General features: G+C 66.4%; 20 protein-coding genes and 1 tRNA gene. 12 read left to right on the top strand and 9 right to left on the bottom strand.

Annotated features, from left to right (window positions below; translation table 11 throughout):
* Positions 1–12: 12 nt before the first annotated feature.
* A complete protein-coding gene (locus Q7514_RS19405) occupies positions 13–1,785 on the bottom strand; it encodes a GMC family oxidoreductase N-terminal domain-containing protein (RefSeq protein ID WP_330135025.1) in 1,773 nt (590 codons plus the stop codon).
* A gap of 2 nt (positions 1,786–1,787) precedes the next feature.
* Positions 1,788–2,462: a hypothetical protein gene (locus Q7514_RS19400; protein WP_330134906.1), complete on the bottom strand. Its 675-nt coding sequence runs from the start codon at positions 2,460–2,462 to the stop codon at positions 1,788–1,790.
* A gap of 176 nt (positions 2,463–2,638) precedes the next feature.
* Here Q7514_RS19400 and Q7514_RS19395 point away from each other — a divergent pair, with 176 nt between their 5' ends.
* Positions 2,639–3,058, top strand: a complete 420-nt coding sequence (locus Q7514_RS19395; RefSeq protein ID WP_330134905.1) for a cupin domain-containing protein — start codon at positions 2,639–2,641, stop codon at positions 3,056–3,058.
* 12 nt (positions 3,059–3,070) lie between these two features.
* On the opposite strand, the gene Q7514_RS19390 is transcribed toward Q7514_RS19395, so the two are convergent.
* Positions 3,071–3,904 (bottom strand): AraC family transcriptional regulator, encoded by an 834-nt coding sequence (locus Q7514_RS19390; protein ID WP_330134904.1) that lies wholly within the window; start codon positions 3,902–3,904, stop codon positions 3,071–3,073.
* Positions 3,905–4,158: 254 nt separating this feature from the next.
* Between Q7514_RS19390 and Q7514_RS19385 the strand changes: the two genes are divergently transcribed.
* Positions 4,159–5,385 (top strand): MFS transporter, encoded by a 1,227-nt coding sequence (locus Q7514_RS19385; RefSeq protein ID WP_330134903.1) that lies wholly within the window; start codon positions 4,159–4,161, stop codon positions 5,383–5,385.
* On the opposite strand, the gene Q7514_RS19380 is transcribed toward Q7514_RS19385, so the two are convergent.
* Entirely contained in the window at positions 5,336–7,606 is a 2,271-nt protein-coding gene (locus Q7514_RS19380) for an ATP-binding protein (protein WP_330134902.1), read from the bottom strand. The genes Q7514_RS19385 and Q7514_RS19380 overlap by 50 nt on opposite strands.
* A gap of 209 nt (positions 7,607–7,815) precedes the next feature.
* On the opposite strand from Q7514_RS19380, the gene Q7514_RS19375 reads away from it, so the two are divergent.
* The 3 genes from Q7514_RS19375 to Q7514_RS19365 all read left to right on the top strand — a co-directional run bounded on the left by Q7514_RS19375 (position 7,816) and on the right by Q7514_RS19365 (position 11,672).
* Positions 7,816–9,465, top strand: coding sequence for a flavin-containing monooxygenase (locus tag Q7514_RS19375; RefSeq protein WP_330134901.1), 1,650 nt, complete (start codon positions 7,816–7,818; stop codon positions 9,463–9,465).
* 36 nt (positions 9,466–9,501) lie between these two features.
* The gene (locus Q7514_RS19370; protein ID WP_330134900.1) at positions 9,502–10,446 is read left to right on the top strand and encodes an alpha/beta hydrolase; all 945 of its coding nucleotides are present in this window, start codon (positions 9,502–9,504) and stop codon (positions 10,444–10,446) included.
* Positions 10,447–10,607: 161 nt separating this feature from the next.
* Positions 10,608–11,672, top strand: coding sequence for a hypothetical protein (locus tag Q7514_RS19365; RefSeq protein WP_330134899.1), 1,065 nt, complete (start codon positions 10,608–10,610; stop codon positions 11,670–11,672).
* 168 nt (positions 11,673–11,840) lie between these two features.
* On the opposite strand, the gene Q7514_RS19360 is transcribed toward Q7514_RS19365, so the two are convergent.
* The 5 genes from Q7514_RS19360 to Q7514_RS19340 form a co-directional block, all read right to left on the bottom strand.
* Positions 11,841–12,497, bottom strand: coding sequence for a hypothetical protein (locus tag Q7514_RS19360; protein WP_330134898.1), 657 nt, complete (start codon positions 12,495–12,497; stop codon positions 11,841–11,843).
* A gap of 183 nt (positions 12,498–12,680) precedes the next feature.
* The gene (locus Q7514_RS19355; RefSeq protein ID WP_330134897.1) at positions 12,681–13,310 is read right to left on the bottom strand and encodes a DUF2461 domain-containing protein; all 630 of its coding nucleotides are present in this window, start codon (positions 13,308–13,310) and stop codon (positions 12,681–12,683) included.
* A gap of 72 nt (positions 13,311–13,382) precedes the next feature.
* Positions 13,383–14,360 carry a ribose-phosphate diphosphokinase gene (locus tag Q7514_RS19350; RefSeq protein WP_330134896.1) on the bottom strand — a complete coding sequence of 326 codons (978 nt, stop codon included), beginning with the start codon at positions 14,358–14,360 and terminating at the stop codon, positions 13,383–13,385.
* A complete protein-coding gene (gene glmU / locus Q7514_RS19345) occupies positions 14,357–15,835 on the bottom strand; it encodes a bifunctional UDP-N-acetylglucosamine diphosphorylase/glucosamine-1-phosphate N-acetyltransferase GlmU (RefSeq protein WP_330134895.1) in 1,479 nt (492 codons plus the stop codon). Before glmU ends, Q7514_RS19350 begins: the two co-directional genes overlap by 4 nt.
* A gap of 81 nt (positions 15,836–15,916) precedes the next feature.
* Positions 15,917–15,988, bottom strand: a tRNA-Gln gene (locus tag Q7514_RS19340).
* A gap of 211 nt (positions 15,989–16,199) precedes the next feature.
* Between Q7514_RS19340 and Q7514_RS19335 the strand changes: the two genes are divergently transcribed.
* The 7 genes from Q7514_RS19335 (at position 16,200) to Q7514_RS19305 (ending at position 24,189) form a co-directional block, all read left to right on the top strand.
* Positions 16,200–16,793 (top strand): TetR/AcrR family transcriptional regulator, encoded by a 594-nt coding sequence (locus Q7514_RS19335; protein ID WP_054715858.1) that lies wholly within the window; start codon positions 16,200–16,202, stop codon positions 16,791–16,793.
* Between the two features lie 205 nt (positions 16,794–16,998).
* Positions 16,999–17,637 carry a ScbR family autoregulator-binding transcription factor gene (locus Q7514_RS19330; protein WP_330134894.1) on the top strand — a complete coding sequence of 213 codons (639 nt, stop codon included), beginning with the start codon at positions 16,999–17,001 and terminating at the stop codon, positions 17,635–17,637.
* Between the two features lie 9 nt (positions 17,638–17,646).
* Positions 17,647–17,976, top strand: a complete 330-nt coding sequence (locus Q7514_RS19325) for a helix-turn-helix domain-containing protein (RefSeq protein ID WP_330134893.1) — start codon at positions 17,647–17,649, stop codon at positions 17,974–17,976.
* 23 nt (positions 17,977–17,999) lie between these two features.
* Positions 18,000–18,638, top strand: coding sequence for a PIN domain-containing protein (locus Q7514_RS19320; protein WP_330134892.1), 639 nt, complete (start codon positions 18,000–18,002; stop codon positions 18,636–18,638).
* Between the two features lie 94 nt (positions 18,639–18,732).
* Positions 18,733–22,389, top strand: a complete 3,657-nt coding sequence (gene mfd, locus Q7514_RS19315) for a transcription-repair coupling factor (RefSeq protein WP_330134891.1) — start codon at positions 18,733–18,735, stop codon at positions 22,387–22,389.
* A gap of 7 nt (positions 22,390–22,396) precedes the next feature.
* Positions 22,397–23,059 (top strand): MazG family protein, encoded by a 663-nt coding sequence (locus Q7514_RS19310; RefSeq protein WP_330134890.1) that lies wholly within the window; start codon positions 22,397–22,399, stop codon positions 23,057–23,059.
* Positions 23,060–23,280: 221 nt separating this feature from the next.
* A complete protein-coding gene (locus Q7514_RS19305) occupies positions 23,281–24,189 on the top strand; it encodes a glycosyltransferase family 2 protein (RefSeq protein ID WP_330134889.1) in 909 nt (302 codons plus the stop codon).

Here is a 24,189-nt window from a genome sequence, read left to right as displayed (position 1 = left end):
TCGCCTTCCGGTCTACAACCCGCGCGAGACCACCGCATGCGTGACCCGATCGTCGATCGACGAGACCGGGTTCTCGCGGCCCACCCATCCAACGCCGCCGAAGTACGTCTCTACGATCTTCTCGGCGGTGCGGGTCGCGAGGGCCTGTGTGGTCAGCGTGGGGTTGGGGCCACCGAGGCTGTTCGGGAGCGCCGAGTTGTCTGCGATGTAGAGCCGCTTGACCCAGCGTGCTTCCGCGGAGGAATCCAGGATCGAATTCTTCTCGTCCGCACCCATTCTCATGCTCGACTGTGCGTGCAGGATCAGCGGCGGCCAGTCGCAGCGATGCACAGACTTCGCCCCCGCCGCTCGCATCAACTCGACCGCCTTGCGGGTGCAGTACTCCCGGTTGCGTCGGGTGCGGTCGGATCTCGCGCGGTGCTTCACCGTCACGCGCGGCACCACGCCGTGCTCGTCGGAGGGCAGCAGACCGGGCACGCTCACGCGGTTTCCGGGTTCGACGTCGTCGTCGGTGATCACGAGTGCGCCCAGCACCCGATCGGCGTCGGAGAGGGTGGTCAGCAGATCGCGACCGACCAACCGGCCGAGGCTGTCGGCTCCCGCAGCATCGACCACGCCGCCTGCACGGCCGTAGCCATGGATACCCGAGTCGCTGTAGCCCAGCGAGTACGCCAGCAGCGCGGGCGGCATTCCCACTTGCTCGATCGCGCCGTGTCCCGGAATGTCTACGCGCGCATTGGAACCGGCACCGCGCGTCTCGCCTGTGTACTCGTCGAAAACACCGAACACCGCGTCCATGTGGTGGTCGGTCAGGCCGCGACCGACCCAGTCGCCCGGGTCGGGGAGCTCCGAGTTGAGCCACAGCCGCGGCGACTCGATTGCGCCCGCGGCCAGCACGACGACCTTCGCTTCCGCTTCGTGCTCCTCGCCGTCGGCCGTCCGGAATCGCACGCCGTGCGCGACCGTCTCGCCGGAGATCTCGCGGACGAGGATCTTCGTGACTCCGGCATCGGTCATGAGTGTTACAGGTCTACCGTTCGGTGACCACGCGTCGGCGGTGAGCATCATCGGCACGTACGAGTTGTCGGTGGAGCGGCGGGCCTTGAGATTTCGCGGTGCGCCCAGCGGAAGATAGCAGCCCTGGTAGCAGTGCCCGCACATCGTGCAGCCGCGGGCCTGGGGGTGATGGAGCAGGGCGGGGTCGCGGGTGCGCCCGGCCGTGCCGCCGGGTTGCAGGATCGCGTTCTGCTGCGCGCGATGCGCAGGCCCGGTGGTATCGAGCGACGTCTGGTGGGGGAGACCCATCGCTGCGGCACCTCGCAGGAACACCTGTTCCTTCGTGCCCATCGGCGCGGTCTGCACGGGCAGTGTCGCCTCGACCCACTCGTAGTAGCGGCGCAGTTCCTCGTATCCGAACGGGAACAGGTGCTCGGTGTCGTACATGTCGCGGTCGGCGCCGTCGTATCCTTCGAACACGCCTGGCATCGCGCGGGGCGAGTTACCGAAGTAGTGGAGCGTCGCGCCACCGACACCGGAGACCTGCCACACGAACGAGTTCTGCGGTAGGTCGCGCAGCCACGGCCCCTCGGATCTGTCGCCGGGGCCTTCGCGGAGGAACCCGGTGATCGGGTTGTTCGCGTCGTTCTCGAAGTGCGTCCACTGGTTCTCCGGGTCGTCGAAGCGTGGCCCGGACTCGAGAACCAGCACGTCGAGACCCCGTGCGGCGAGTTCCTTCGCGACGACCGGCCCGCCACCACCGGCACCGATCACGATGACATCGGTCAACGTCATCCCTCCGCTCGATCGACGCCGCCGTAGTAGCCCTGGAACTCGTCCCACCCGTCGCTGACGCCGTCGTATCCGGTCAGCTCCCAGCCCACCGGGCGGCCGGTCAGGGCACGGAGTTCGCCATCGAATGCAGAGACCTCCGAGTAGGCGACGAACGCAGCGAGCGTGGGAATGGCATTGACCGCGTACTCGATGGGGCGACCGGGGAACTGCGGCTCGGTGTCGAGGAGTTCGAAGACGTGCGCCTTGGTGGCGTGCGACAGGTTCGCGAATGGCGATGCGAACGGTCCCGCTACGGATGCCGGTTCGGCGGTCACCGCGAACAGGTCGACCAGCGCGGCGATTGCAGCGGAGCCCGTGACAGCTATGCCGAGCATGTCTATCAGGGGGATCGGGACGGCGAGGTCGAAGGTGCGTTCGAGAGTCTCGGCGGCACCCGGTGTGACTCCGCCTGGTGCCTCGGTCGACACGCCCTGATGCTGCGAGTACGGGTCGTGGCCGGGCGCCACGAACGCGAGGATGCCGTTGATCGTGTCGCGGACGGAGGGGCTCGACGGTGTCGGCTGTGCGGTAGCCTCACCGGCGAACGACCAGGCCACGCCGGTCAGTGCCGCGCCGGTCGCGACGACACCCCCCAGGAATCGTCGTCGACTCCACAGTGCATTCGTCTCCACGTCACTCCCTCCCGGTCCGGGCGAAGCTTACGGACTTTCTCTGTGGATCTCAGTGAACGCCGTTCCGAAGCCATGTCGGCGAGCAGTGACCGGTCGGCCGTTCGAGCAAACCCGGCACAGCGTGATGGTCTCATTTCTTCAAGACCGGCAGGGACCTCGTTGACACCCTGTTGTGCATGAACCTTCAGTTGACAGACTCCCGCGTTGCCGTAGACCTGCTATCCACCCCTGTGCACCTCGGTCTCGGATGCCGATCCCGACCGGTCGAGGGGTTCACGTTCGAACCCGCGACCCTCGACGCCTACGCGGCGGCGGTCGCCGACGACGGCATCGAGGGCCGGCTCGTCGTCCTCATCGACGAGCAGGGCCGAGGGAACCACTGGGAGCGGCACCCGGCAGGTGAGGAGGTGATCGTGTGTATCCGCGGCGCGATCACCGTCGTACGTGAGATCGGCGATGGGACCGAGCAGGTGACTCTCGGTCCGGGTCAGGCCACCGTCAACCCTGCCGGCGTATGGCACGCGGTCGACGCGCACGGCGACGCTCGGATCCTCACGATCACTCCCGGGCTCGGCACCGAGCACCGGGGCCGCTGACCGTTGACGGCGCTAGTGAGCGAGTAGTTCGCTGCCGCGCCAGGCGGTCGGGGTGAGGCCAGTGAAGTCGCGCCAATCCCGGACGAGGTGGGCTTGGTCGGCGAATCCGGTCGCCGAAGCGATTGTGGACCATGCGGGTGGGGTACCTGCCGTGGCGAGGACGTAGGCGTGCTCGAAGCGCAGAACACGTGCGGCTTCTTTGGGTGTCAGGCCGATCTCGCTGTGGAACTGCCTGGTCAGGTGGCGTCGACTCCATCCGAGTTCGGCTGCCAACGATCCGATCTGGACTGCGCCGCGGGAGCTCGACAGTCGCCGCCATGCCTCGCGGACCTCGGGCCGGATGGGAGCACGTGCCGCTGGGCTCGTGTCGTGACCGCGCACCGCCGCCAAGAGGACGTCATCGACGGCGGCGAACCGCTCACGCCACGAGCGAGCCTCGCGGCTCCGCTCGGTGAGTTCACGACCGAGTCCGCCGAGGATGCGGCCGAGGTCGACCACGTCGTTCGCGAGGGCGGCCGCGGGCATCCCGTAGACGGCTCGGGCTCCCATTGGAGTCAGCGACACCTTGACGCCGTGTTGACGACCGTCGTGCCCGATCGCGACGGCTTTCGAAGTCAGGCCACCTACAAGGGCATCGAACCGCCCGTCGCGAACCGTGCATCCCTCGACCGGAACGACTTGGATCGGCTCGGACAGTGAGACGACAAGCGTGAGATAGCGCCCCGGTGCTCCCCGGTGAATGCCAGGTGGAAACCCGTGCTGCTCGAAACCGTCATACGACACGACGTACCCGCGCAACGCCGGGGAGGGCTGCGCTGTCACACGTATCGCTGAACCCACACTCACCCCATCAATCTACGCACGAGCGTCGCCAGCGGCCGTCTCCATACCTGCGCTCGGGCAGGACCCGGATGCGTCGTCGGCAGCGGCGTCGTCGCGGTACAGCGGAATCATCGCCGACCTGGCCGGCGGCTATGGGGGGCATCCTCCTACCCCTCCATGAGTGGCAGGTCGCCGAGCCGGTGGCCTGACGCCTCGCCGGCGCACGACCACGCCACGGAGCGGCGAGGCCCGGTTGGACAGACCGTCCGGACACGGCAATGTTGGGAACCATGCCGGCCCGTCCCACCCTCGCGTCGCCCGCCCTTCTGCTGATGGCGGTCGCGACCGGGCTGTGCGCGGGCGGTAACTATTTCAATCAGCCCCTGCTCGAGTCGATCACCGAGGCCCTCGGCACAACCCATTCGGCGGCGGCGTCGACCGTCACGATCGCGCAGGTCTCCTATGCACTGGGATTGATGTTCCTCGTGCCGCTCGGAGACATGCTTCCGCAGCGGCGCCTGGCGGTCACCCTCATGTTCGCGGCCGCGGCCGGGCAGGCGATCAGCGGTTTCGCTCCGAACATCGGTGTACTCATGGCGGGCACGGCGATCGCCGGGTTGTTCTCGGTCGCGGCGCAGGTACTCGTGCCGTTCGCGGCGACCCTCGCGGCACCGGAACGGCGAGGTAGAGCAGTGGGCACCGTGATGAGCGGTCTTCTCGTCGGCATCCTGCTGGCCCGCAGCATCGCGGGGATCCTCGCCGAATTCGGCGGCTGGAGCACCGTGTATCGAGTGTCGGCGGGCGCGATGGTGATCGTGGCCATCGCACTGTGGCGGGTATTACCAGCGAGCACACCCACCGCCGGACAGCAGAGCTACGGCGCAATCCTCCGTTCGCTCGCCACCCTCGTGCGGACGTATCCGCGCCTCCGCACGAGGGGACTGCTCGGGGCGATCTCGTATGCGTCGGTCAGCGTGTTGTTCTCGACCATGGCGTTCCTGCTGTCGGCGCCTCCGCATGGACTCGGCGAACTGGAGATCGGACTCGTCGGCCTGGCCGGCGTAGCCGGGGCACTCGCGGCGAACACCGCGGGACGCCTGGCCGACCGCGGCTACGGGCCGACCACCACGGCGGTCGGTGTCGTCGTGCTCATTGCGTCGTGGGGTGCGCTCGCCGCGGGTGGGTCGTCGCTGTGGTGGTTCGTGGTGGGCATGCTCGCCATCGACCTCGCACTCAACGCCATCCATATCACCAACCAGAACATCATCTACGGACTCGACCCGGACGCCAGGTCGCGTCTGAACTCGGTATACATGACCACCTATTTCGTGGGGGCGGCATCGGGTTCAGCGCTCGGCGCGCTCGCATGGACGCTCGCGGAATGGACCGGCGTGTGCATCCTCGGGGCGCTTCTCGGCGGATGCGCCGCGGTGCTGTGGTGGATCGACCTGAGACTCAGCCGTCGTGAGCCGTCACCCACGTCGCGATCCGTGTCCGGGACGTGACGCCGAGTTTTGCGAGGATCCGTTCGACGTGCCCGTCGACTGTGCGGGGAGAGATGACGAGTTTGTCGGCGATGGCACGATTGCTCATCCCGTCGGCCACGAGCCGTGCGATCTCGAACTCCCGTTTGGTCAACGGCGAGGTGTCCTGGGCCGCTCGATTCGGTGCGGTGGTGCGCTCACCCAGGGCGAACGAGACGGCCTGATCGATTGTCATGTCGTCCGGCGGAGACGAAAGCCTTTCGTACACGTGGTCGCCGAGGGCCGTCCGGGCCGCGTCGCGGGCGGCATGCGAATCGTCGGCGGTGTGCGGGCCGAACGCCGCCACAGTGGTGCCCAGTCGCGTCCACACGACTGCGGCGACCCCGAACAAGCGGGCCGCCAGTTCGGCGTCGGTATCGGCGACCGCGGCCCACGCGAGGACTTCGATGGACAGCGCAGTGCAGATCTTGTCCTTGTAATGCTGCTGGATCCGCAGAGCCTGCTGCGCGGCATCCACCGCGGCTGCGGTGTCGCGCCGGTGGACGTGCACGAGGGCCGATACCCACAACGCGTAGGCGCGATTCCACTTCTCCCCGTATCGATCTGCCAGCTCGAACACTCGGGTGCAGGTCGTCAGCGCCTCGTCGTGGAGACCTTCGTAACACTGCGCCATGGCGAGCTGGAACTCGGCGGTGAGCGTCGACGCGGGGTCGCCGTTCTCATGATGGACCCTGATCGCCGCACGGTAGAGCTCGATCGACTGCGCGGTGTGACCACTGAACAGTTCGTGTAGTCCCAGCCAATGATCGGCGTGCGCACCGAGGGCAGTATCGCCGAGGGCGGTGGCGAGAGAGGAGCATTCGTCCAGGTAGCGGTGTGCGGCGTCGCGGTCGCCCTGAATCAGTGCAATCCACGCTGCGACCCACAGTGCGTCACCGCGCTCACGCACCGGATCGGTCAGATGTTCCAGGACATGCTCGACGCGGCGCCGACCGTACGACAGGTAGCCACCCGCTATCCAGTGATAGCGCAACGCGACTGCGAACTCGGCTGCGACGGGCACCTCGCCGGGCGTGCGAAGCGACCAGTCGAGTGCGGCCATGAGGTTGGCGTGGTCGCCTCGCAACTGCGCCAGAAGGCCGGACTGGTCCGGGCCACACCAATCTCGGACGGACCGCGACGCGAGAGCAGCGAAGTGGTCGCGGTGTCGGAGGTAGAGGACGTCGGTGTCGCCGGCCGCCTCGAGCAGTTCGCTTCCGTACTCTCGCACCGTCATGAGCTGGTTGTAGCGAACCGGATCCGACGACCGGTCCACGAGCACGAGGGACTTCGCGACCAGCCGGTCCAGCAGGTCTATGACGTCGCCCGAGGGGATATCGCCGAACCCGCACACGGCCTCCCCGGCGTCGAGATCGAACCCGCCCGCGAACACCGACAACCGTGCCCACAGGGAACGCTCTGGGCCGGAGCATAATTCGTAGCTCCAATCGACGAGTGCACGCAAAGTCTGCTGACGAGGCAGTGCGCTCCGATCACCGCCGGTGAGCAGGGCGAAACGGCGGTCGAGTCGTTCGACGAGCTGGGCGGGGGAGAGTGACCGCAGCTTCGCGGCGGCGAGTTCGATAGCCAAGGGGATTCCATCGAGGCGGCGGCACAGTTGGACCACTGCAACGACATTGGCGTCGGTGAGTTCGAAATCGGCCACCGTGTTGCGGGCGCGCTCGACGAGCAGCGACACCGCCTCGTAGTGGGCGACGTCGGCTGCCCGGTAGTGCTCCGACTGCTCCGGGAGGGAGAGCGGGGGCAGGTCGTAGATCTGCTCGCCGGCGATGCGTAGTGGTTCACGGCTCGTGGTGACGATCCGGATCTCCGGCGCAGCCGCGAGGAGGGTGGCGACCAATTCGACGACGGGCGACAGCAGGTGTTCGCAATTGTCGATGACGATGAGCATGTGTCGGCCGCTCAGCTGGTCGGTGAGCTTGTCGGCCACCGGCTTGCTCGATTGATCGGTCACCCCCAGGGCCGACGCTGCAGCAGCCGCGACCGCACCCGGATCGCGTACGGGTGCCAGGTCGATCCATGCAGAGGAGTCGCGGAAGACCCGCCCGGTGCGTTCGACGAGTTCCTCGGCGAGCCGGGTCTTGCCTACGCCTCCGGGGCCGACCAGCGAGACGAGCCGAGCCTGCTGCAGGCATGCGCGGGCAGCGTCGAGCTCGTGTCGACGCCCGACGAAGCTGGTCATGGACCTGCTCGTCCTGGATCTATGCGGGGATGTGTGCGAAGGCAGCGCCGGCTCCTGGGTTGTTCTCGGGGACGTGGCCGAACATACCGCACGCGATGTGACGGGTAACACAGGTAGTGAAGGGGGTGATTCGCCCCGCGCCGGGGACGTGTGATCCGCGTCATGGTTGTCCTCGACCTTCTCCACCGCACTACACGAGGAGCCACGATATGCCGTTCCACCGTTCCGCGACCCCCGATGTCGACGTCATCGTGGTGGGCGCCGGCTTCACCGGGCTGTACGCGCTGCACAAGTTCCGCGACCTGATGGGCCTGTCGACCAGGGTTTTCGATGCGGCAGACGACGTGGGAGGGACGTGGTACTGGAACCGGTACCCCGGCGCCCGCGTGGATATCGAATCGGTGCACTACTCCTATTCCTTCTCGGAGGAACTTCAGCAGGAGTGGCGTTGGAGTGAGAAGTTCGCCGCACAGCCCGAGATTCTCGAGTATCTGAACCACGTCGCCGATCGTTTCGACCTGCGTAAGGACATCACGTTCGAGACCCGCATCGAGTCGGTGGTGTGGGACGACGAGGCTCGTTTCTGGACGGTGACGACGAGCAACGGTGAGACCGTGACCGGCCGCTACTTCATCTCGGGTGCCGGCAACCTGTCGGTGCCGAAGACCCCGGAGTTCCCGGGAATCGACAAGTTCGCAGGCGAGGTCTACCTGACAGGAAACTGGCCGCACGAGGGTGTCGACTTCACCGGCAAGCGCGTGGGCATCATCGGCACCGGCTCGAGTGGTATCCAGGCCATCACGGAGATCGCGAAGGAAGCCGGGCATCTCACGGTGTTCCAGCGGACCCCGAACTACGCGACGCCGATCGGCAATGCACCCACGGACGAGGCCGAAGCAGCGCAGGTCAAGGCGAACTACAAGGAACTGCGCGACGCTGCACGCAACCACTTTCTCGGTGTGCCGTACGACCAGGTCCAGGATTCCGCACTCGCAGTGTCCGTGGAGGATCGGCGCAGGGTCTTCGACGAGCGATGGGACGCCGGTGGATTCCGCCTGTTCATCGACAGCTTCCGCGACATCCTGTTCGACAAGGAAGCCAATGACACCGTGTCGGAGTACATCCGCGAGCGGATCCACGAGCGAGTGAACGACCGCGAGGTCGCAAACCTCCTTGCACCGAGCACCTACCCGTACGCCACGAAGCGCCCGCCGCTCGAGACGAACTACTACGAGACCTACAACCGCGACAACGTCACCCTCGTCGACGTGAAGAACGCGCCGATCGACGAGATCACCCCGGACGGTGTGAGTACCGGCGGCGTCGAGCACGAACTCGACGTGATCGTCCTCGCCACAGGATTCGATGCAATGACCGGTCCGCTGCTGGCGATGGGCATGGTCGGACGCGACGGACTCCGTCTCGACGACAAGTTCGCAGACGGCCCCCGTACTTACCTCGGACTGATGATGCACGACTTCCCGAACCTGTTCCTGATCACAGGACCGCAGTCGCCGTCCGTGCTCTACAACATGCCGTTGGCCATCGAGGACCACGTGGATTTCGCGGCTGACGCCATCGCGAATCTGCACGCCGAATATCTCGACACGATCGAACCGCTCGCCGACGCGGAGAACGAATGGGTCGAGCATTGCGCCGAGCTCGCGAGCGCGACGTTGATGCCGAACACCGACTCCTGGTACATGGGAGCGAACATCCCGGGCAAGCCGCGGGTGTGCCTCGTGTATCTCGGTGGCGCACCGACCTACCGCGCCAAGTGCGCGGAGGTGGTGGAGCGCCGGTACGAGGGCTTCGTCCTCACCGGTGCGGACTCGAACCGCACATCGTTGGCTTCCTGATTCCCATCACCGTCACCGAACAACGAAGGAGTTCCCATGGCTCTGGACGAACACGTATCCCAGCTCATCGACGCACTGAACTCACAGGGATTCACCTCATTCGAGCAGTTCTCCGTGGAGCAGGCACGCGGTGTGGTCGACACCTTCACCGGTCTCCAGGCCACCGCGCAGGACGTCGCGAGAGTCGAGAACCTCAGCTACCCGGGTGAAGTCGGCGACCTGCCACTGCGCATCTACGTTCCCGAAGGCACGGGACCGCGGCCTGTCGTCCTCTACCTGCACGGTGGTGGCTTCATCGGCGGCAGCATCGACGTCGCCGACGAGCCGTGCCGCGCCGTCGCGAACGGGACGGGTGCGATCGTCGTGTCCGCCGAGTACCGACTGGCGCCGGAACATCCTTTTCCCGCCGCCCCCGACGACGCTTACGCCGCACTGATCTGGGTTGCTGCTCGTATCGCGGACTTCGGCGGCGACCCGGACAACATCGTGCTCGCCGGCGACAGCGCCGGAGGCAACCTCGCAGCCGTGACGGCGCTGCGCACCCGCGACGAGGGTGGGCCGCGGTTGCGCGGGCAGGTGCTGATCTATCCGGTGATCGATCCGAACTCCGATTTCCCGTCGACCCGCGAATATGCGGACGGCTACATCATCACGAAGCCAGGTCTGGACTGGTTCTGGAATCACTATCTGGCCGGACCCGGTGACGCGAGCAACCCGTACGCCGTACCCTCACGCGCCGACGATCTCAGCGGGCTTCCACCGGCACTCGTGCTCACCAACGAGTACGAGGTCGGCCGCGATGAAGCAGAAGATTATGCGGCGAGGCTGCAGGACGCCGGGGTCGACTCCGTAGTGCGCCGATTCGATGGGCTCGTCCACGGTGTCTTCTGGATGTCAGGAGCAGTGCCGCGTAGCAGTGAGGTCCTCGCCGCGGTGTGTGACCACGTCAGATCGGTCACGGCGCCCAGCACAGTGAGATGACCCCGGGCCGCACGGTGAACGCCTCGCTCGGCGTGCGATGTGCCGCGCGCCGAGCGGGGCCGATTTTCGCGGAATGACGTAGATTGGCTGGGTCGGCCTTGACAATTGGTTGACGATTACTTGGGAAGTCGGTGGTCGGGGTGCGGGGAGGAACGCGTTCGATGGCTGCTGCCGTCGTCGCGTGCGTCGCCGTGCCGTCGGCTCTGACGGGATGCGCGACAGTCCTGGCCGGGACTCCGGTCGAGACCCCGGCCGCTCACGTCGACTACCTCGCCCCCAACACCCACAGTCGCTCGATCGACCCGTCCGACAAGATGCTGCTCGAGGTCGCGGAGAGGCTACGACGGCTCGATCCATGCGCCCTGCTCCCGGAATCGGTGGTTGCCGGCTACGGCGAAGTGCGTCAGTTCGGGCCGCAACAAGCACTCGACACGTGCACCGCCGTCGCGCATCCGTCGGGGGGAGCCAAGCACGACGAGCTGGAAGTGACCATCGACCTGTCGCCGGTTCCGGATACCGATGGTCAGCGCGACTGGTCGTTCGGCGACACCGAGGTCTACCGGAGCCCGACCACGCACAACAATTCCCTCGGCTGCACACTGACGTTCGCGCTCGACATCCCCGTCACAGTGACGGCCGACGCAGTACCACCTACGCGGTTCGCGACGATCGCGGTCACGCAGCACCGCTCCGAGGATTCGAGCGGGGAAAGCGTACCGGTGTGCGCGGTCGCGGCGGATACCCTCTCGGAGACACTGACACTCGTGCCCTCGCTACCGGCGAGGCCGACGAGCGGCCCGGGTCGAATCCGGCTGGCGGCGGCCGACCCCTGCGAGATCGTCGCCAACTTCGCGCCGGAAGAGCTGGTCGGGTGGCAGATCGACAGCGACCCGTACCGGTGCGTCCTCACTCAGCACCAGGAGGGAGCCGCGCCGACGACATGGAGCATCCACTACGGGCTCGAACCCGAATTCGCGCCGCCGGAAGGCGACGACACGCGAGAGGTGGTGTTCGAGGGCCTGACATTGCACGTCAGCGAGACAGGCGACTCCTGCCGGATCGCGGCGCCGATCGAATCGGTGATCGATACCAATCGGCCGGGCGCGGAGCGCTACAACAGGTCGAGCGGCCGCAACGTTCCCGCGGTGGTCCTGATGAGCGACACTCCGAACTGCGACGACCTCGTCCCGCTCACCGTCGACATCGCCGACGGTGCTCTTACTTGACGGCTCGCCGTCGTGCCCTTACTTGACGGCTCGCCGTCGTGCCCTTACTTGACGGCTCGCCGTCGTGCCCTTACTTGACGGCTCGCCGTCGTGCCCTCACTGGACCCGCCTGTTCCGTGGGTGTCGGGCATGTGATCGAAAACGCCCGAGACCCACGTGGTGATTGCTCTACTTCGCGGCGCTGAGCCGAGCCTTCTCCAGTGCAGCGAGAGTGCGCAGCACCGTCGCCTTCTGCTTCTCGAGATCGCTGCGACGAGCACGGGCTGCGAGGCCGGACTGCTCGGCGACCAACGCGAGCTGTGCATCGATCGTGGAGAGCTGATCGAGCAACGCGAGTGCGCGGCTCTGGATCTCGTCCAGATCGACGCTCGTGGTCGCTGCGGCCGCGGCAGGGGTACGACGCGGAGTCGACGACGACGAGCCCGACGCGGAACTCGATTTCGTCGCCGCGGGCTTGTCGGCGACGATGGCTGCAGCGCGGGGACGCAGAGCCTTGCGGACGAGTGCAGGGTCCGGCTGCTCGTCGAGTCGAATGTCGTTGAGGGCACGGCGCGCATCGCGTGCGGCGACCCTGTACTCGTACTCTTCTTCGTCGTCCGACTGCAGGGTCCCGCCGATGGGACGCAGACCGTAGGTGCCCATGAACCGCCGGGCCTCGTCGATCACGGATTCATGGCGGACGCAAGTGGCACAACGGGGTTCGTTTCGGAACTCTTCGACCGAGTCGGTGTCGCCGCACCAGACGCAAGCGCCGGGCGACCACCGCCGCGCAATCCGATTTGTCGGGGTTTCCATGGGGGCCTCGAGAGTCTGCGCGTCGATCACGAGGAGCCACCTTAGGTCAAACACCGCGGGCTTCGTCGGCCGGGGTCCGATCCGACCTGCGGCGTTCCCCGACGGCGTGACGAAGATCATCCGTGGACGTGCGGTGACGGCCGGGTGGCGTGAAAATGACGACAAAGCATCTGCGCCGCACGGCATTTGCATACCGTTCGGTTTGCTCGGAGGTCAGGTCGCCGTGGCGCTGCTGAGCCACTGCACGAGCGGGCGGAAGGCGCGCCACGAACTGCGAACCTCGTCGAGCGTTCGGGCACTGTCGAGCCACGGGGGTGATACGTCGGTGCGGCCGGCGTGCAGGGCCTTGTGCCGCAATAGTTCGATGCGCGGATGATCCGCGGAGTACCCGCGCGGGCGGGTCTTCAGCTGTTCGCCACCTATCTCGTAGCCGGCGCGCTTCATGCGGCGGACGATCTTGTCGAGTTCGGTGCCGCGACGCTCGTCGTCGATCGCAGACCGGAAGGCAGCAAGCTGAGCCGAGCTGCCGTGATAGAAACCTCCGGCGATCCGCAGGCCTGCGGCGTTGATCTCGACGTAGAATCCGACGCCCTGCCCGGTCGCGACGTAGCCGCCCTGATGTGTCTTGTACGGGATCTTGTCTTTACTGAACCGGACGTCGCGGTAGGGACGGAACACCTTGCCCGGGCCGAACTCGTCTTCGAGCTCACCGAGCAGGGCAAGCATCGGGCCGCGCACGCAATCGTCGTAGACGGCCTTGTGCGCGGCCCAGAATGCTTTGCTGTTGTCGGCCTCGAGATCTTCGTAGAAGTCGAGCGCCGAGACGGGAAACCCTGAGAACATCCCGTCAGTGTGCCTTGTGTCAGTGTGCCTTGTAGCGGTACCCGCAGTGTGCCGTGTGGCGGTATCCGGGTGTCAGGCGACGCCGTTGAAGAGCGACGTGACGGAACCGTTCTCGAACACTTCACGGATCGTCTGCGCAAGCAACGGAGCGATCGAGAGCACGGTGAGCGAGTCGAACTGCTTCTCCGGCGGAATCGGCAGCGTGTTGGTGACGATGACCTCCTGAGCGCCACATGCAGCGAGACGCTCGGCGGCGGGGTCGGAGAGCACGCCGTGCGTCGCGGCGATGATGACGTCCTTCGCGCCGGCCTCACGCAGGATCTTGACGGCGCCGGCGATGGTGCCGCCGGTGTCGATCATGTCGTCGATCAGGATGCAGGTGCGTCCCTCGACCTCACCGACCACGCGGTTCGACTTCACCTGGTTCGGCACCAGCGGGTCGCGGGTCTTGTGGATGAAGGCCAGGGGAGCGCCACCGAGGGTGTCGGCCCACTTCTCGGCGACACGCACGCGGCCCGAATCGGGGGAGACCACGGCGATGTTGTCGACGCCGTACTTGCCTCGGATGTACTCGGCGAGCTGGCCCTGCGCGTGCATGTGGTCGACCGGGCCGTCGAAGAAGCCCTGGATCTGGTCGGTGTGCAGGTCGACCGTGATGATGCGGTCGGCACCGGCAGTCTTGAGCAGGTCGGCGATGAGGCGGGCAGAGATGGGCTCGCGACCGCGGTGCTTCTTGTCCTGACGGGCGTATGGGTAGAACGGCAGGATCGCGGTGATGCGCTTGGCGGAACCACGCTTGAGCGCGTCGATCATGATGAGCTGTTCCATGACCCACTCGTTGAGCGGGAACGGGTGGCTCTGCAGCACGAACGCGTCGGAGCCGCGGACGGACTCCTCGAAGCGGACGAAGGTCTCGCCGTTGGCGAAGTCGCGGGCGGTCTGCGGGGTGAGGGGGACGCCGAGTTCCTTAGCGACCTGCTCTGCCAGCTCGGGGTGTGCCCGGCCGGAGAAGAGCATCAAGTTCTTCTGGTTGTCGATCCAATTGGTCACTGGTCCTGGCCGTCCTTCTGACGCTCGTTTTCGTGCTCTGCTTGCTCTGCTTGCGACGCTGCCTCTGCAGCCGCGGTCCCAGCGCGGTTTCGCTGGACCCACCCCTCAATATTGCGCTGTGGCGCACCCGACACCGCCAGTGCCCCCGGCGGAACGTCGCGACGCAGCACCGTTCCGGCACCCGTGTAGGCCCCGTCGCCGACGTTCACCGGTGCTACGAACATCGTGTCGGAGCCCGTGCGGACGTGAGATCCGACCACGGTGCGGTACTTCTCCACGCCGTCGTAGTTCACGAACACGCTCGAGGCGCCGATGTTGGAATGTTCGCCGATTTCGGCGTCGCCCACATAGGTGAGGTGGGGGACCTTCGAATGGGCGCCGATCTGCGCATTCTTGGTCTCGACGAACCCGCCGAGCTTGCCGTGTGCACCCAGCTCGGTGCCGGGGCGCAGGTATGTGAACGGGCCGACCGTAGCGTAAGCGCCGATCGACGATCCGGATCCGTGGGTACGGATCACGGATGCTCCCGAACCCACCTGCACATCGGTGAGCGTGGTGTCGGGGCCGATCTCGGCGTCCTCGGCGATCACCGTGCGGCCGCAGAGTTGGACGCCCGGATGCAGGGTCACGTCGGGGGCGAGAACGACCTCGACCTCGACCCACGTCGTCGACGGGTCGAGGACGGTCACGCCGTCGCGCATCCAGCGCTCGAGAATGCGCCGGTTGAGTTCGGCCGTCAGTGCGGCGAGCTGCACGCGGTCGTTGACGCCGGCGACACGTACCGCGTCGTCGGTGTGCACGGCGCGGACCACATCGCCGTGGCCACGCGCAATACCGATCACGTCGGTCAGATACAGCTCGCCCTGTGCGTTGTCGGTGCTCAGCTCGCCGAGCGCTGTCCGCAGCCGGGCGGCGTCGAATGCGTACACACCGGAGTTGACCTCGGTGATGGCGCGTTCGGCGGCGGTCGCGTCCTTTTCCTCGACGATCGAGGCGACGTCGCCGTCGGTGGTACGGATGATGCGGCCGTAGCCGGTGGGTTCGGTCACCGTCGTGGTCAGGACCGTGACCGCTGCGGGCTCGGGATCGGCGTGTGTCCCGAGCAGGTCGTCGATGGTGTCGGCGTCGAGCAGCGGCACGTCGGCCGCAGTCACGACGACGGTCCCGGTGAAGTCCTCGGGGAGTTGCGTCAGACCACACTGGACGGCGTGGCCGGTGCCGTTCTGGGCGTCCTGGATCGCGACGGTGATGGTGCGTCCGAGCTCTTTCGCGATGTCGGCGACGGCAGCCTCGACGCGTTCCCGTTCGTGACCGACCACCACGACGAGGTGGGTCGGATCGACGGCGGCCGCGGCATGCAGGGAGTGCGAGAGCATCGTGCGGCCGCCGAGTGTGTGCAGGACCTTCGGTGTCTTGGATCGCATTCGCGTTCCCGCTCCGGCGGCCAGGACGATCATCGCGGTCTGCACTTGCATGTAGCTCCCTCGGCGCGGCGTGCGTGCACACGCCCCGACGACGCGCGCACTGGAGCACGATGGCTCCGGCAAATGTCCCCGCTCCGCCGCCAGGACTCGAACCTGAACTATCTGAACCAAAATCAGAGGTGCTGCCGATTACACCACGGCGGACTGCGACACCCCCGGAGCACGAACCCCGGGGCATGCGCCCCTGATCTTCGCATGACACCGCACGGACGTCGAATGTGGGGCGGATATCGCGGGTATCGCTAGGGTGGTTCGGAACAAACCGAACGACGGGTACCGCTGTGGTGCCGGCGGGAGAAGGAGTCAGGTGTCGCGATCATCGCAACCTCCGGCCGAACGGAATCCACGCATCCGCATGACCGGTACCCAGCGGCGAGAGCAACTGATCGAGATCGGCCGCGCGCTCTTCGCGGAACGCGGCTACGAGGGTGCGTCCATTGAAGAGATCGCGCAGCGGGCGCAGGTGTCCAAGCCGGTGGTGTACGAGCACTTCGGTGGTAAGGAAGGTCTCTACGCGGTGGTCGTGGATCGGGAGATGACGATCCTGATGTCGATGGTCACCGAATCCTTGACGCGCAATCGTTCGCGCGTCCGCGTCGAGCGTGCCGCGCTCGCGTTGCTCACGTACATCGAGGAGCGAACCGAGGGTTTCCGCATTCTCGTGCGCGACTCGCCGATGGCGGCCGAGGAGGGCACCTACTCGAGTCTGCTCAACGAGGCCATGCGCCAGGTCGGCCAGCTGCTCACCGGAGACTTCTCACGGCGGGGTCTGAATCCCGAGCTCGCGCCGTTGTATGCGCAGGCGCTGGTGGGCATGGTCGCGACGACGGCCACGTGGTGGCTCGACGAGCGAACCCCCTCGAAGGAAGTGGTGGCAGCTCATCTGGTCAACCTGTGCTGGAACGGTTTGACGCGCCTCGAGGCCGATCCGACGCTCGGAACCGACTGAGCATCGCGTCCGACCGCCTGTTCGCCGCATCGTGTCTGTTTCGGGACCATGGTCACATACGTGCGGTCTGTCCGGTGGTGCTACGGTAACCAAGATGTCGCCCATGCGGATGACATCCAGGTCTGCATGAGGCAGACTGGCCGGTTTCGTACCTGCCGTTGGGTTTACTCGCTCAACTGACACGGTCGTTCGACGAGGAGGCGGAATGGCGCGCCAGGTTCGGGCGGAAGTCACGCGCGAAGCTGTACTCGGTGGAGCAGCGGAAGTGTTCGTACGGCTCGGGTACGCGAATGCGAGCCTCAACGAGATCATCGACGAGGCGGGCGTCACCAAAGGTGCGCTGTACTTCCACTTCGGTTCCAAGGAAGAACTTGCCCGCGGTGTGATCGATGCAGGCTGCGAGCGGTTCGCCGTCGCGGCGCGCAGCAAAATGGAACAGCGCGCACCCGCACTCGAAACCGCCATCGAGGTGTCCGTCCTCAACGCCAGCATGTCCGAATCCGACCGGATCGTACGGGCGATGTTCCGGCTGCTCGTGGAGATCGGCGACTACCACGGCAACGAGGTCGCGCCGTTCGGTTCGTGGTTCGACTCCATGCTCGACCTCATGCAGCGCGCCCACGACGAAGGCGACCTGGAACCCTCGATCGACGTGGAGGGGCTGGCGTATTTCCTCCTGCAGTCTCTGATCGGTGCCCGCACGGTGTCCGCTGCGCTCGACAGGACCGAGCAACTGACCGAGCAGATCGAATCGATGTGGTCGATCCTGCTGCCCGCGCTCGTCCCCGCAGACAAGCTCGGTTATTTCCTGCAGTTCGTCTCGCGACGGTTGCGCGTCTCGTAAGGTCGCGCTGTGAACTTCGGACCCTTCGACGCGAAGCAGGCCCCGAGCGCACTTGCGCGCGTCATCGACGACCTCGGACCGGACACCGCGATCACCTTCTCGGCGGTACCCGCCCTGTTGACCGTCCGGCAGGCAGCGGACGTCCTCGGCAGTTCGCGGCATCACGTCGCACGGTTGATCGACACCGGTGCCCTGCCCGCAGAATTCCACGGCCTGCACCGCCGAGTGTCGCGTGCCGACGTACTGGCCCTCGCCGACAGACAGAGCCGGATCCGCACCGAGGTGCTCGACAGTCTCGCCGAACTGTCACGCCGCGAAGGTCTGTACGACGAGTTCTGACGACTTCGGGAAGGGGGACGGCCGTGCCGGTTCGGGTGGTCTTGGGGGCGACCGCGTTGGTCCGACCACGGGTTCGTGACGTCGCGTTGGCTTTCGCCGAAGACGGCCATTGCCAACCCTTCTGGAGTGACGGAATCATCGCGGAGGTCGACCGCCGGTTGCCTGCGGATCTGTCGCGCGCGACACGGGACTACCTGTTCGCCGAACTCGAGCGCGCATTCCCCGAGGCGCGCGTGACGTGGCCGGCGACCGTGCTGAGGGAAGTGCCGTATGTCGTCGACCCCGCCGAGACGCACATGATGTCGGTGGCGTTGCTCTCCCACGCCGACGCCGTGGTCACCCAGACGCCTTCTCTGGCCGACGCCCTCGAACAGGTCGATGTGGAACCGTGGACCGTCGACGCATTCGTCACGTTCGTTCTCGACGCGGCTCCCGAGGCCGCGCAGCGCACCCTGTTGCGTATGGTGCGTCGCCGCTGGTTGCCACCTCGGCCCGATACGTCCGAGCCCCCTGATACGTCCGAGCCCCCCGATACGTCCGAGGCGCACGCTCCCACCGACGCCGAACTGCTCGGCCGACTCTCGGAATGGGCGGGCCGGGCGCTCGGTGCCAGCAGTGCCGGTCTCCTCGCTGCCTACGCCGACGAGGCGCGGTTCGGGTAGCGCCGGGCCGGCGCCAGGACCTGGCCGTCCGCACTTGTCGCCCCCACGGCATAGACTCGTCACGGTCTTCGTCTCACACCCAGGAGCGCTTTCCTTGTCCGCTGTGTCCCCGGCCGCCACCCCTCTGTCCGGATTGGCGCGGATCGCGCTGGCCGACGACCAGTTCCGCAAGGTCGCCGAACTCGCCGGATCCGCCGAACAAGCGCTGGTCGCGCCGCCCGCCGTACGTCCGTTCGTCGCCGCAGCGCTGGCCGAGAAGGCTCCGCTGCTCGTCGTCACCGCCACCGGTCGCGAGGCCGACGATCTCACCGCCGAGCTTGCGGAGATGCTCGGTGAGTCCGTCGTGCAGTTCCCGTCGTGGGAGACGCTGCCGCACGAGCGGCTGTCGCCGAGCGCCGACACCGTGGGCAAGCGACTGCAGGTGTTGCGCCGGCTGGCGCGGCCCGACGACCGCGACCTGGGCTCCGAGCTGCGCGTCATCGTCGCGACGGTGCGCTCGCTCGTTCAGCCCATGGCCCCAGGCCTCGGTGAGATCGAGCCGGTCACCCTGCGGGTCGGCTCCGAACACGACTTCGACACCCTCGTCGAGCGGCTCGTCGAACTCGCCTATGCGCGCGTCGACATGGTGGGCAAACGCGGCGAGTTCGCCGTCCGCGGCGGCATCCTCGATGTCTTCCCGCCCACCGCCGACCATCCGGTCCGCGTCGACTTCTGGGGCGACGAGGTCACCGAGCTGCGCCCGTTCTCCGTCGCCGATCAGCGCTCGATCACCGACGTCGAGGTGTCCACCGTCATTGCCACTCCCTGCCGGGAACTGTTGCTCACCGAGAGCGTCAAGGAACGTGCGGCGCAGCTTGCGAAGGACAATCCGGCCGACGCCTCGCTCGTCGAGATGCTCGACAAGATGGCGGGAGGCATTCCTGTCGAGGGTATGGAAGCGCTCCTGCCCGTCCTGCAGCCCGGCGAACTGCAACTGCTCACCGATGTGCTGCCGTCCGGCACACATGTGCTGCTGTGCGACCCGGAGAAGGTACGGACCCGCGCGACCGACCTGATGCGCACCGGCCAGGAGTTCCTCGAGGCATCGTGGACGGCCGCATCGATCGGCGGCGCGGCACCGTTGGACGCGAGCAACCTCAAGGGGATCGACGGTAAGCCGATGGACCTCGCGGCGTCGGCGTACCGGTCGCTGCGGCAGGTCCGCGAAACCGCGCAGGCAGGCGGCACCCCGTGGTGGACCCTCTCACCGCTCGCCTCGGGATCCGACACCGAAACGGTACTCGAGGTGCAGTCGGCTCCCGAGGTGCGCGGCTCCGAGGATCTGCTGTCGATGCTGTTCGTGAACCTGCGCGCGCACGTCACCACAGGAGGGCGAGCCGCGATCGTGGTCGCGGGTACCGGCACCGGGCTGCGCATTCTCGAGCGGCTCGAGGAGAACGAGGTCCCCGCGGCCGAGCTCGAACCCGGAGCCGAGCCCGTCCGTGGGCAGGTCGGGGTCATCAAGGGTGCGCTGCACGAGGGGCTCGTCCTTGCAGGCAACGGCGACAACCAGGTGCCGGGCCTGGTCCTCGTCACGGAAGCGGACCTCACGGGTAACCGCGTCACCGCAGCGGAAGGCCGCAAGACTCCGGTCAAGCGTCGTAACCAGGTCGACCCACTGGCACTGACTGCCGGCGACTACGTGGTCCACGATCAGCACGGAATCGGCCGGTTCGTGGAGATGGTCGAACGCACCGTCGGTGGTGCACGCCGTGAATACCTCGTGATCGAGTACGCCGCAAGCAAGCGCGGCCAGCCCGGCGACCGCCTGTTCGTCCCGATGGAATCACTCGATCAGCTCTCCCGCTACGTCGGCGGCGAGTTACCCGCCATCAGCAAGCTCGGCGGGTCCGACTGGGCGAACACGAAACGTAAGGCGCGTAAGGCGGTTCGGGAGATCGCCGGCGAGCTGGTGCGCCTGTACGCGGCGCGTCAGGCCTCGCCCGGCCATCAGTACGGCCCCGACACCCCGTGGCAGAAGGAGATGGAGGACGCCTTCCCCTTCACCGAGACGCAGGACCAGCTCACGGTCATCTCCGAGGTCAAGAACGACATGGAGCGGCCCGTGCCGATGGACCGCGTGGTGATCGGCGACGTCGGCTACGGCAAGACCGAGATCGCCGTGCGCGCGGCATTCAAGGCCGTGCAGGACGGCAAGCAGGTCGCGGTGCTGGTGCCCACGACCCTGCTCGCGCAGCAGCATCTCCAGACGTTCACCGAACGCATGGCGGCGTTCCCCGTGACGGTGAAGGGCTTGAGCCGCTTCACCGATGCCGGCGAATCCAAGGAGGTCCTCGCAGGCATGGCCGACGGTGAGGTCGACATCGTCGTCGGCACCCACCGCCTCCTGCAGACCGGTGTGCGCTGGAAAGACCTCGGCCTCGTCATCGTCGACGAGGAGCAGCGCTTCGGCGTCGAGCACAAGGAACACATCAAGGCACTGCGCACTCACGTCGACGTACTCACCATGTCCGCGACGCCGATCCCGCGCACACTCGAGATGAGTATGGCCGGAATCCGCGAGATGTCGACGATCCTCACTCCGCCGGAGGAGCGGCATCCGATCCTCACGTATGTGGGTGCCTACGCCGACAAGCAGGTGGCGGCGGCGATCCGCCGCGAGTTGCTGCGCGATGGTCAGGTCTTCTACGTGCACAACCGGGTCAGTTCGATCGAGAAGGCCGCCAAGAAGATTCGCGAACTCGTCCCCGAGGCGCGGGTCGTGGTGGCGCACGGGCAGATGAACGAGGACACCCTCGAGAAGACCGTGCAGGGATTCTGGGAACGCGAATACGACGTGCTGGTGTGTACGACGATCGTCGAGACCGGTCTCGACATCTCCAACGCCAATACTCTCATCGTCGAGCGTGCCGACGCGCTCGGCCTGTCGCAACTGCACCAGTTGCGCGGGCGGGTGGGGCGTTCACGCGAGCGCGGCTACGCGTACTTCCTCTACCCGCCCGAGAAGCCGCTCACCGAAACGGCGTACGACCGGCTCGCGACGATCTCGCAGAACTCCGATCTCGGAGCCGGTATGGCGGTCGCGATGAAGGACCTCGAGATCCGCGGCGCCGGAAACGTACTGGGTGCCGAGCAGTCCGGCCACGTCGCGGGTGTCGGCTTCGACCTGTACGTGCGGCTCGTCGGTGAGGCAGTCGAGGCCTTCCGTGCCGCCGCCGACGGCACGCCGATCACGACGGACGAGGCGCCGAAGGAGGTGCGGGTCGATCTTCCTGTCGACGCACACATCCCCGCCGACTACGTCACCTCCGACCGCCTGCGGCTCGAGGCGTATCGGAAACTCGCCGCCGCCACCGACGACGCAGCCATCAGTGCGGTCATCGACGAACTCGTCGACCGTTACGGTCCGCTGCCCGAGGAGGTGCGCCGACTCGTCTCGGTCGCGAAGTTGCGGTTGCTCGCGCGTGAGTACGGCCTCGAGGAAGTGGCGGTCACCGGTACACAATTGAAGATCTCTCCGATGGAGCTTCCGGACTCGAAGCAGATGCGACTCAAGCGCCTCTACCCGACGGCGCAGTACCGTGCCACCAGTGGCACCGTTCAGTTGCCGCTGCCGCGGACCGGGGGAATCGCGTCCGACCGCGTGCGCGACGTCGAACTGCTCCAGTTCATCGCCGATTTCCTGCTGGCGATGGACGGGAAGCCGCAGGGGTCGGTGGATTTGCGGGTCGAGTCCGGGGCGCAGGTCTGAGCCGGCGATGACGGACAGGGGAGACGCGCTGAGCAGAGCCGCCGAGGTGATGGACAGGCTCTGGTCCTTCGGTGGTTGGGAAGTCACTCAGACACATGAGAGTCTGAGGCGGTATCTGGTCGAGGAGACCTATGAGGTTCTCGACGCCATCGACTCCGGTGATCCCGACTCCCTGCGTGAAGAACTCGGAGACCTGTTGTTGCAGGTGCTGTTCCACTCACGGATCGCGGAAGCTTCGGGACGGTTCAGCGTCGATGATGTGGCCGCGACACTCGTCGCGAAGCTGGCTGCGCGCAGCCCTCATCTGACCAACGGACACACCGGTCCGCTCGACGTCGCCGAACAGGAAGCGGCATGGGAGGCGGCGAAGGCGGTGGAGAAATCGCGACCGTCGTGCCTCGATGGCATCGCCATGGCGCAGCCGGCTCTGGCACTGGCCGACAAGGTGCTCGAGCGGGCGCGACGGGCAGGGGTGCCGGACGATCTCGTGCCGGATGGTCTCAGGTGTGTCCGCGTCGGCGAGTCCGGCGACACGGAGGCGTCGTTTCGCGGCGTGGTTCTGGATTTCGCCGCTGCGATCCGTGCGGCCGAGAAGTCTGCGGCGGGCGGTGACGATCAGGGCACTCCCCTCCTCGATGCGGAGGCGTGGCGCCGCCACTGGCGTCGCTGAGTTCAGGGCCGGCGACCTCGCGCCTCTTCGGGCGAAGAAGCTCAAGGAATATTTATCGCTTTAAAACAAACCTGGATGCTGTTTTATGCCTTACTATCGTACTCACGACAGGTTAACTACCGGGTAGGCAAACTCCTGGCAACGAATGTCGGGTTCGGACAAGCGGGATATGCCACACGCGCCGAAGTGCGCCGTGCCCAGAGAGCAGATCGGAGTCCAGCATGACCCAGGTACGCCCGCCCAATGGCCTCGCGACCGGAGCATCACCCGCACGGATGGTCGACCCAACCGAACATTTCCGGCCGGGAAGCCCCACACGACCCTCCGGCGGCATCGCAGACAGTGCACGCCACGACGGTGCACACTACGACAGGGCCGACACCGCTGTCCCCACGCAGACGCCCACCGTCAGTTTGATCATCCCGGTCAGGAACGAAGGACGGAACATCGCCTGGGTGCTCGAGCAGATCGCCGACGAGATCAGCGAGATCATCCTGGTGGACGGGAACTCGACCGACTCGACTCTCATCACCGCCAACAGTTGCCGACCGGACATCAAGGTCGTGCCCCAGGAAGGAACCGGCAAGGGCAGCGCGCTCAGAACCGGATTCCTGGCCGCGACCGGCGACATCATCGTGATGATGGATGCCGACGGAAGCATGGCGCCCCAGGAGATCCGGCACTATCTGCACTTCCTCAACAACGGATACGACTTCGTCAAGGGGTCACGGTTCATCGTGGGTGGCGGTTCACTCGACATCACTCCCTTCCGTCGCCTCGGCAACCGCTTCCTACTGACCGTCTTCAACACCCTCTACGACGCCGAACTCACCGACCTGTGTTACGGCTTCTGCGCATTCCATCGTCGCTACCTGGAGCTGTTGTCCCTCTCCGCGTCGGGTTTCGAGATCGAGGCCGAAATGGTGGTGCACGCGATGCAGGGTGGTCTGCGGGTCGTGGAAGTACCGAGCCTGGAAATGCCGCGGCGGTCCGGAAAATCGAACCTCCACGCGGTCCGTGACGGCATCAGGGTGCTGCGCACCGTCCTCCGCGGACACAAGTCCGGGATGTCCGGCTACCTCGCCCAGGCCCTGTCCCACGGCGGCGCCCCCGAACTCGCGAAAGAATGA

The sequence above is a fragment of the Rhodococcus artemisiae genome (assembly GCF_036327795.1).
GTDB classification, from domain to species: domain Bacteria; phylum Actinomycetota; class Actinomycetes; order Mycobacteriales; family Mycobacteriaceae; genus Rhodococcus; species Rhodococcus artemisiae.
Note: the sequence above shows the minus strand (reverse complement) of the source record. Positions and strands in the feature narration are given on the sequence as shown.

What these genes read in the sequence shown, in the direction of transcription:
- Q7514_RS19365 (WP_330134899.1), top strand. Translation starts at nt 10,608, where the DNA reads ATGGCTGCTGCCGTCGTCGCGTGCGTCGCCGTGCCGTCGGCTCTGACG.
- Q7514_RS19310 (WP_330134890.1), top strand. Translation starts at nt 22,397, where the DNA reads ATGACGGACAGGGGAGACGCGCTGAGCAGAGCCGCCGAGGTGATGGAC.
- Q7514_RS19375 (WP_330134901.1), top strand. Translation starts at nt 7,816, where the DNA reads ATGCCGTTCCACCGTTCCGCGACCCCCGATGTCGACGTCATCGTGGTG.
- Q7514_RS19355 (WP_330134897.1), bottom strand. Translation starts at nt 13,310, where the DNA reads ATGTTCTCAGGGTTTCCCGTCTCGGCGCTCGACTTCTACGAAGATCTC.
- Q7514_RS19395 (WP_330134905.1), top strand. Translation starts at nt 2,639, where the DNA reads ATGAACCTTCAGTTGACAGACTCCCGCGTTGCCGTAGACCTGCTATCC.
- Q7514_RS19370 (WP_330134900.1), top strand. Translation starts at nt 9,502, where the DNA reads ATGGCTCTGGACGAACACGTATCCCAGCTCATCGACGCACTGAACTCA.
- Q7514_RS19330 (WP_330134894.1), top strand. Translation starts at nt 16,999, where the DNA reads ATGGCGCGCCAGGTTCGGGCGGAAGTCACGCGCGAAGCTGTACTCGGT.
- Q7514_RS19335 (WP_054715858.1), top strand. Translation starts at nt 16,200, where the DNA reads ATGACCGGTACCCAGCGGCGAGAGCAACTGATCGAGATCGGCCGCGCG.
- glmU (WP_330134895.1), bottom strand. Translation starts at nt 15,835, where the DNA reads ATGCAAGTGCAGACCGCGATGATCGTCCTGGCCGCCGGAGCGGGAACG.
- Q7514_RS19380 (WP_330134902.1), bottom strand. Translation starts at nt 7,606, where the DNA reads ATGACCAGCTTCGTCGGGCGTCGACACGAGCTCGACGCTGCCCGCGCA.
- Q7514_RS19385 (WP_330134903.1), top strand. Translation starts at nt 4,159, where the DNA reads ATGTTGGGAACCATGCCGGCCCGTCCCACCCTCGCGTCGCCCGCCCTT.
- Q7514_RS19305 (WP_330134889.1), top strand. Translation starts at nt 23,281, where the DNA reads ATGACCCAGGTACGCCCGCCCAATGGCCTCGCGACCGGAGCATCACCC.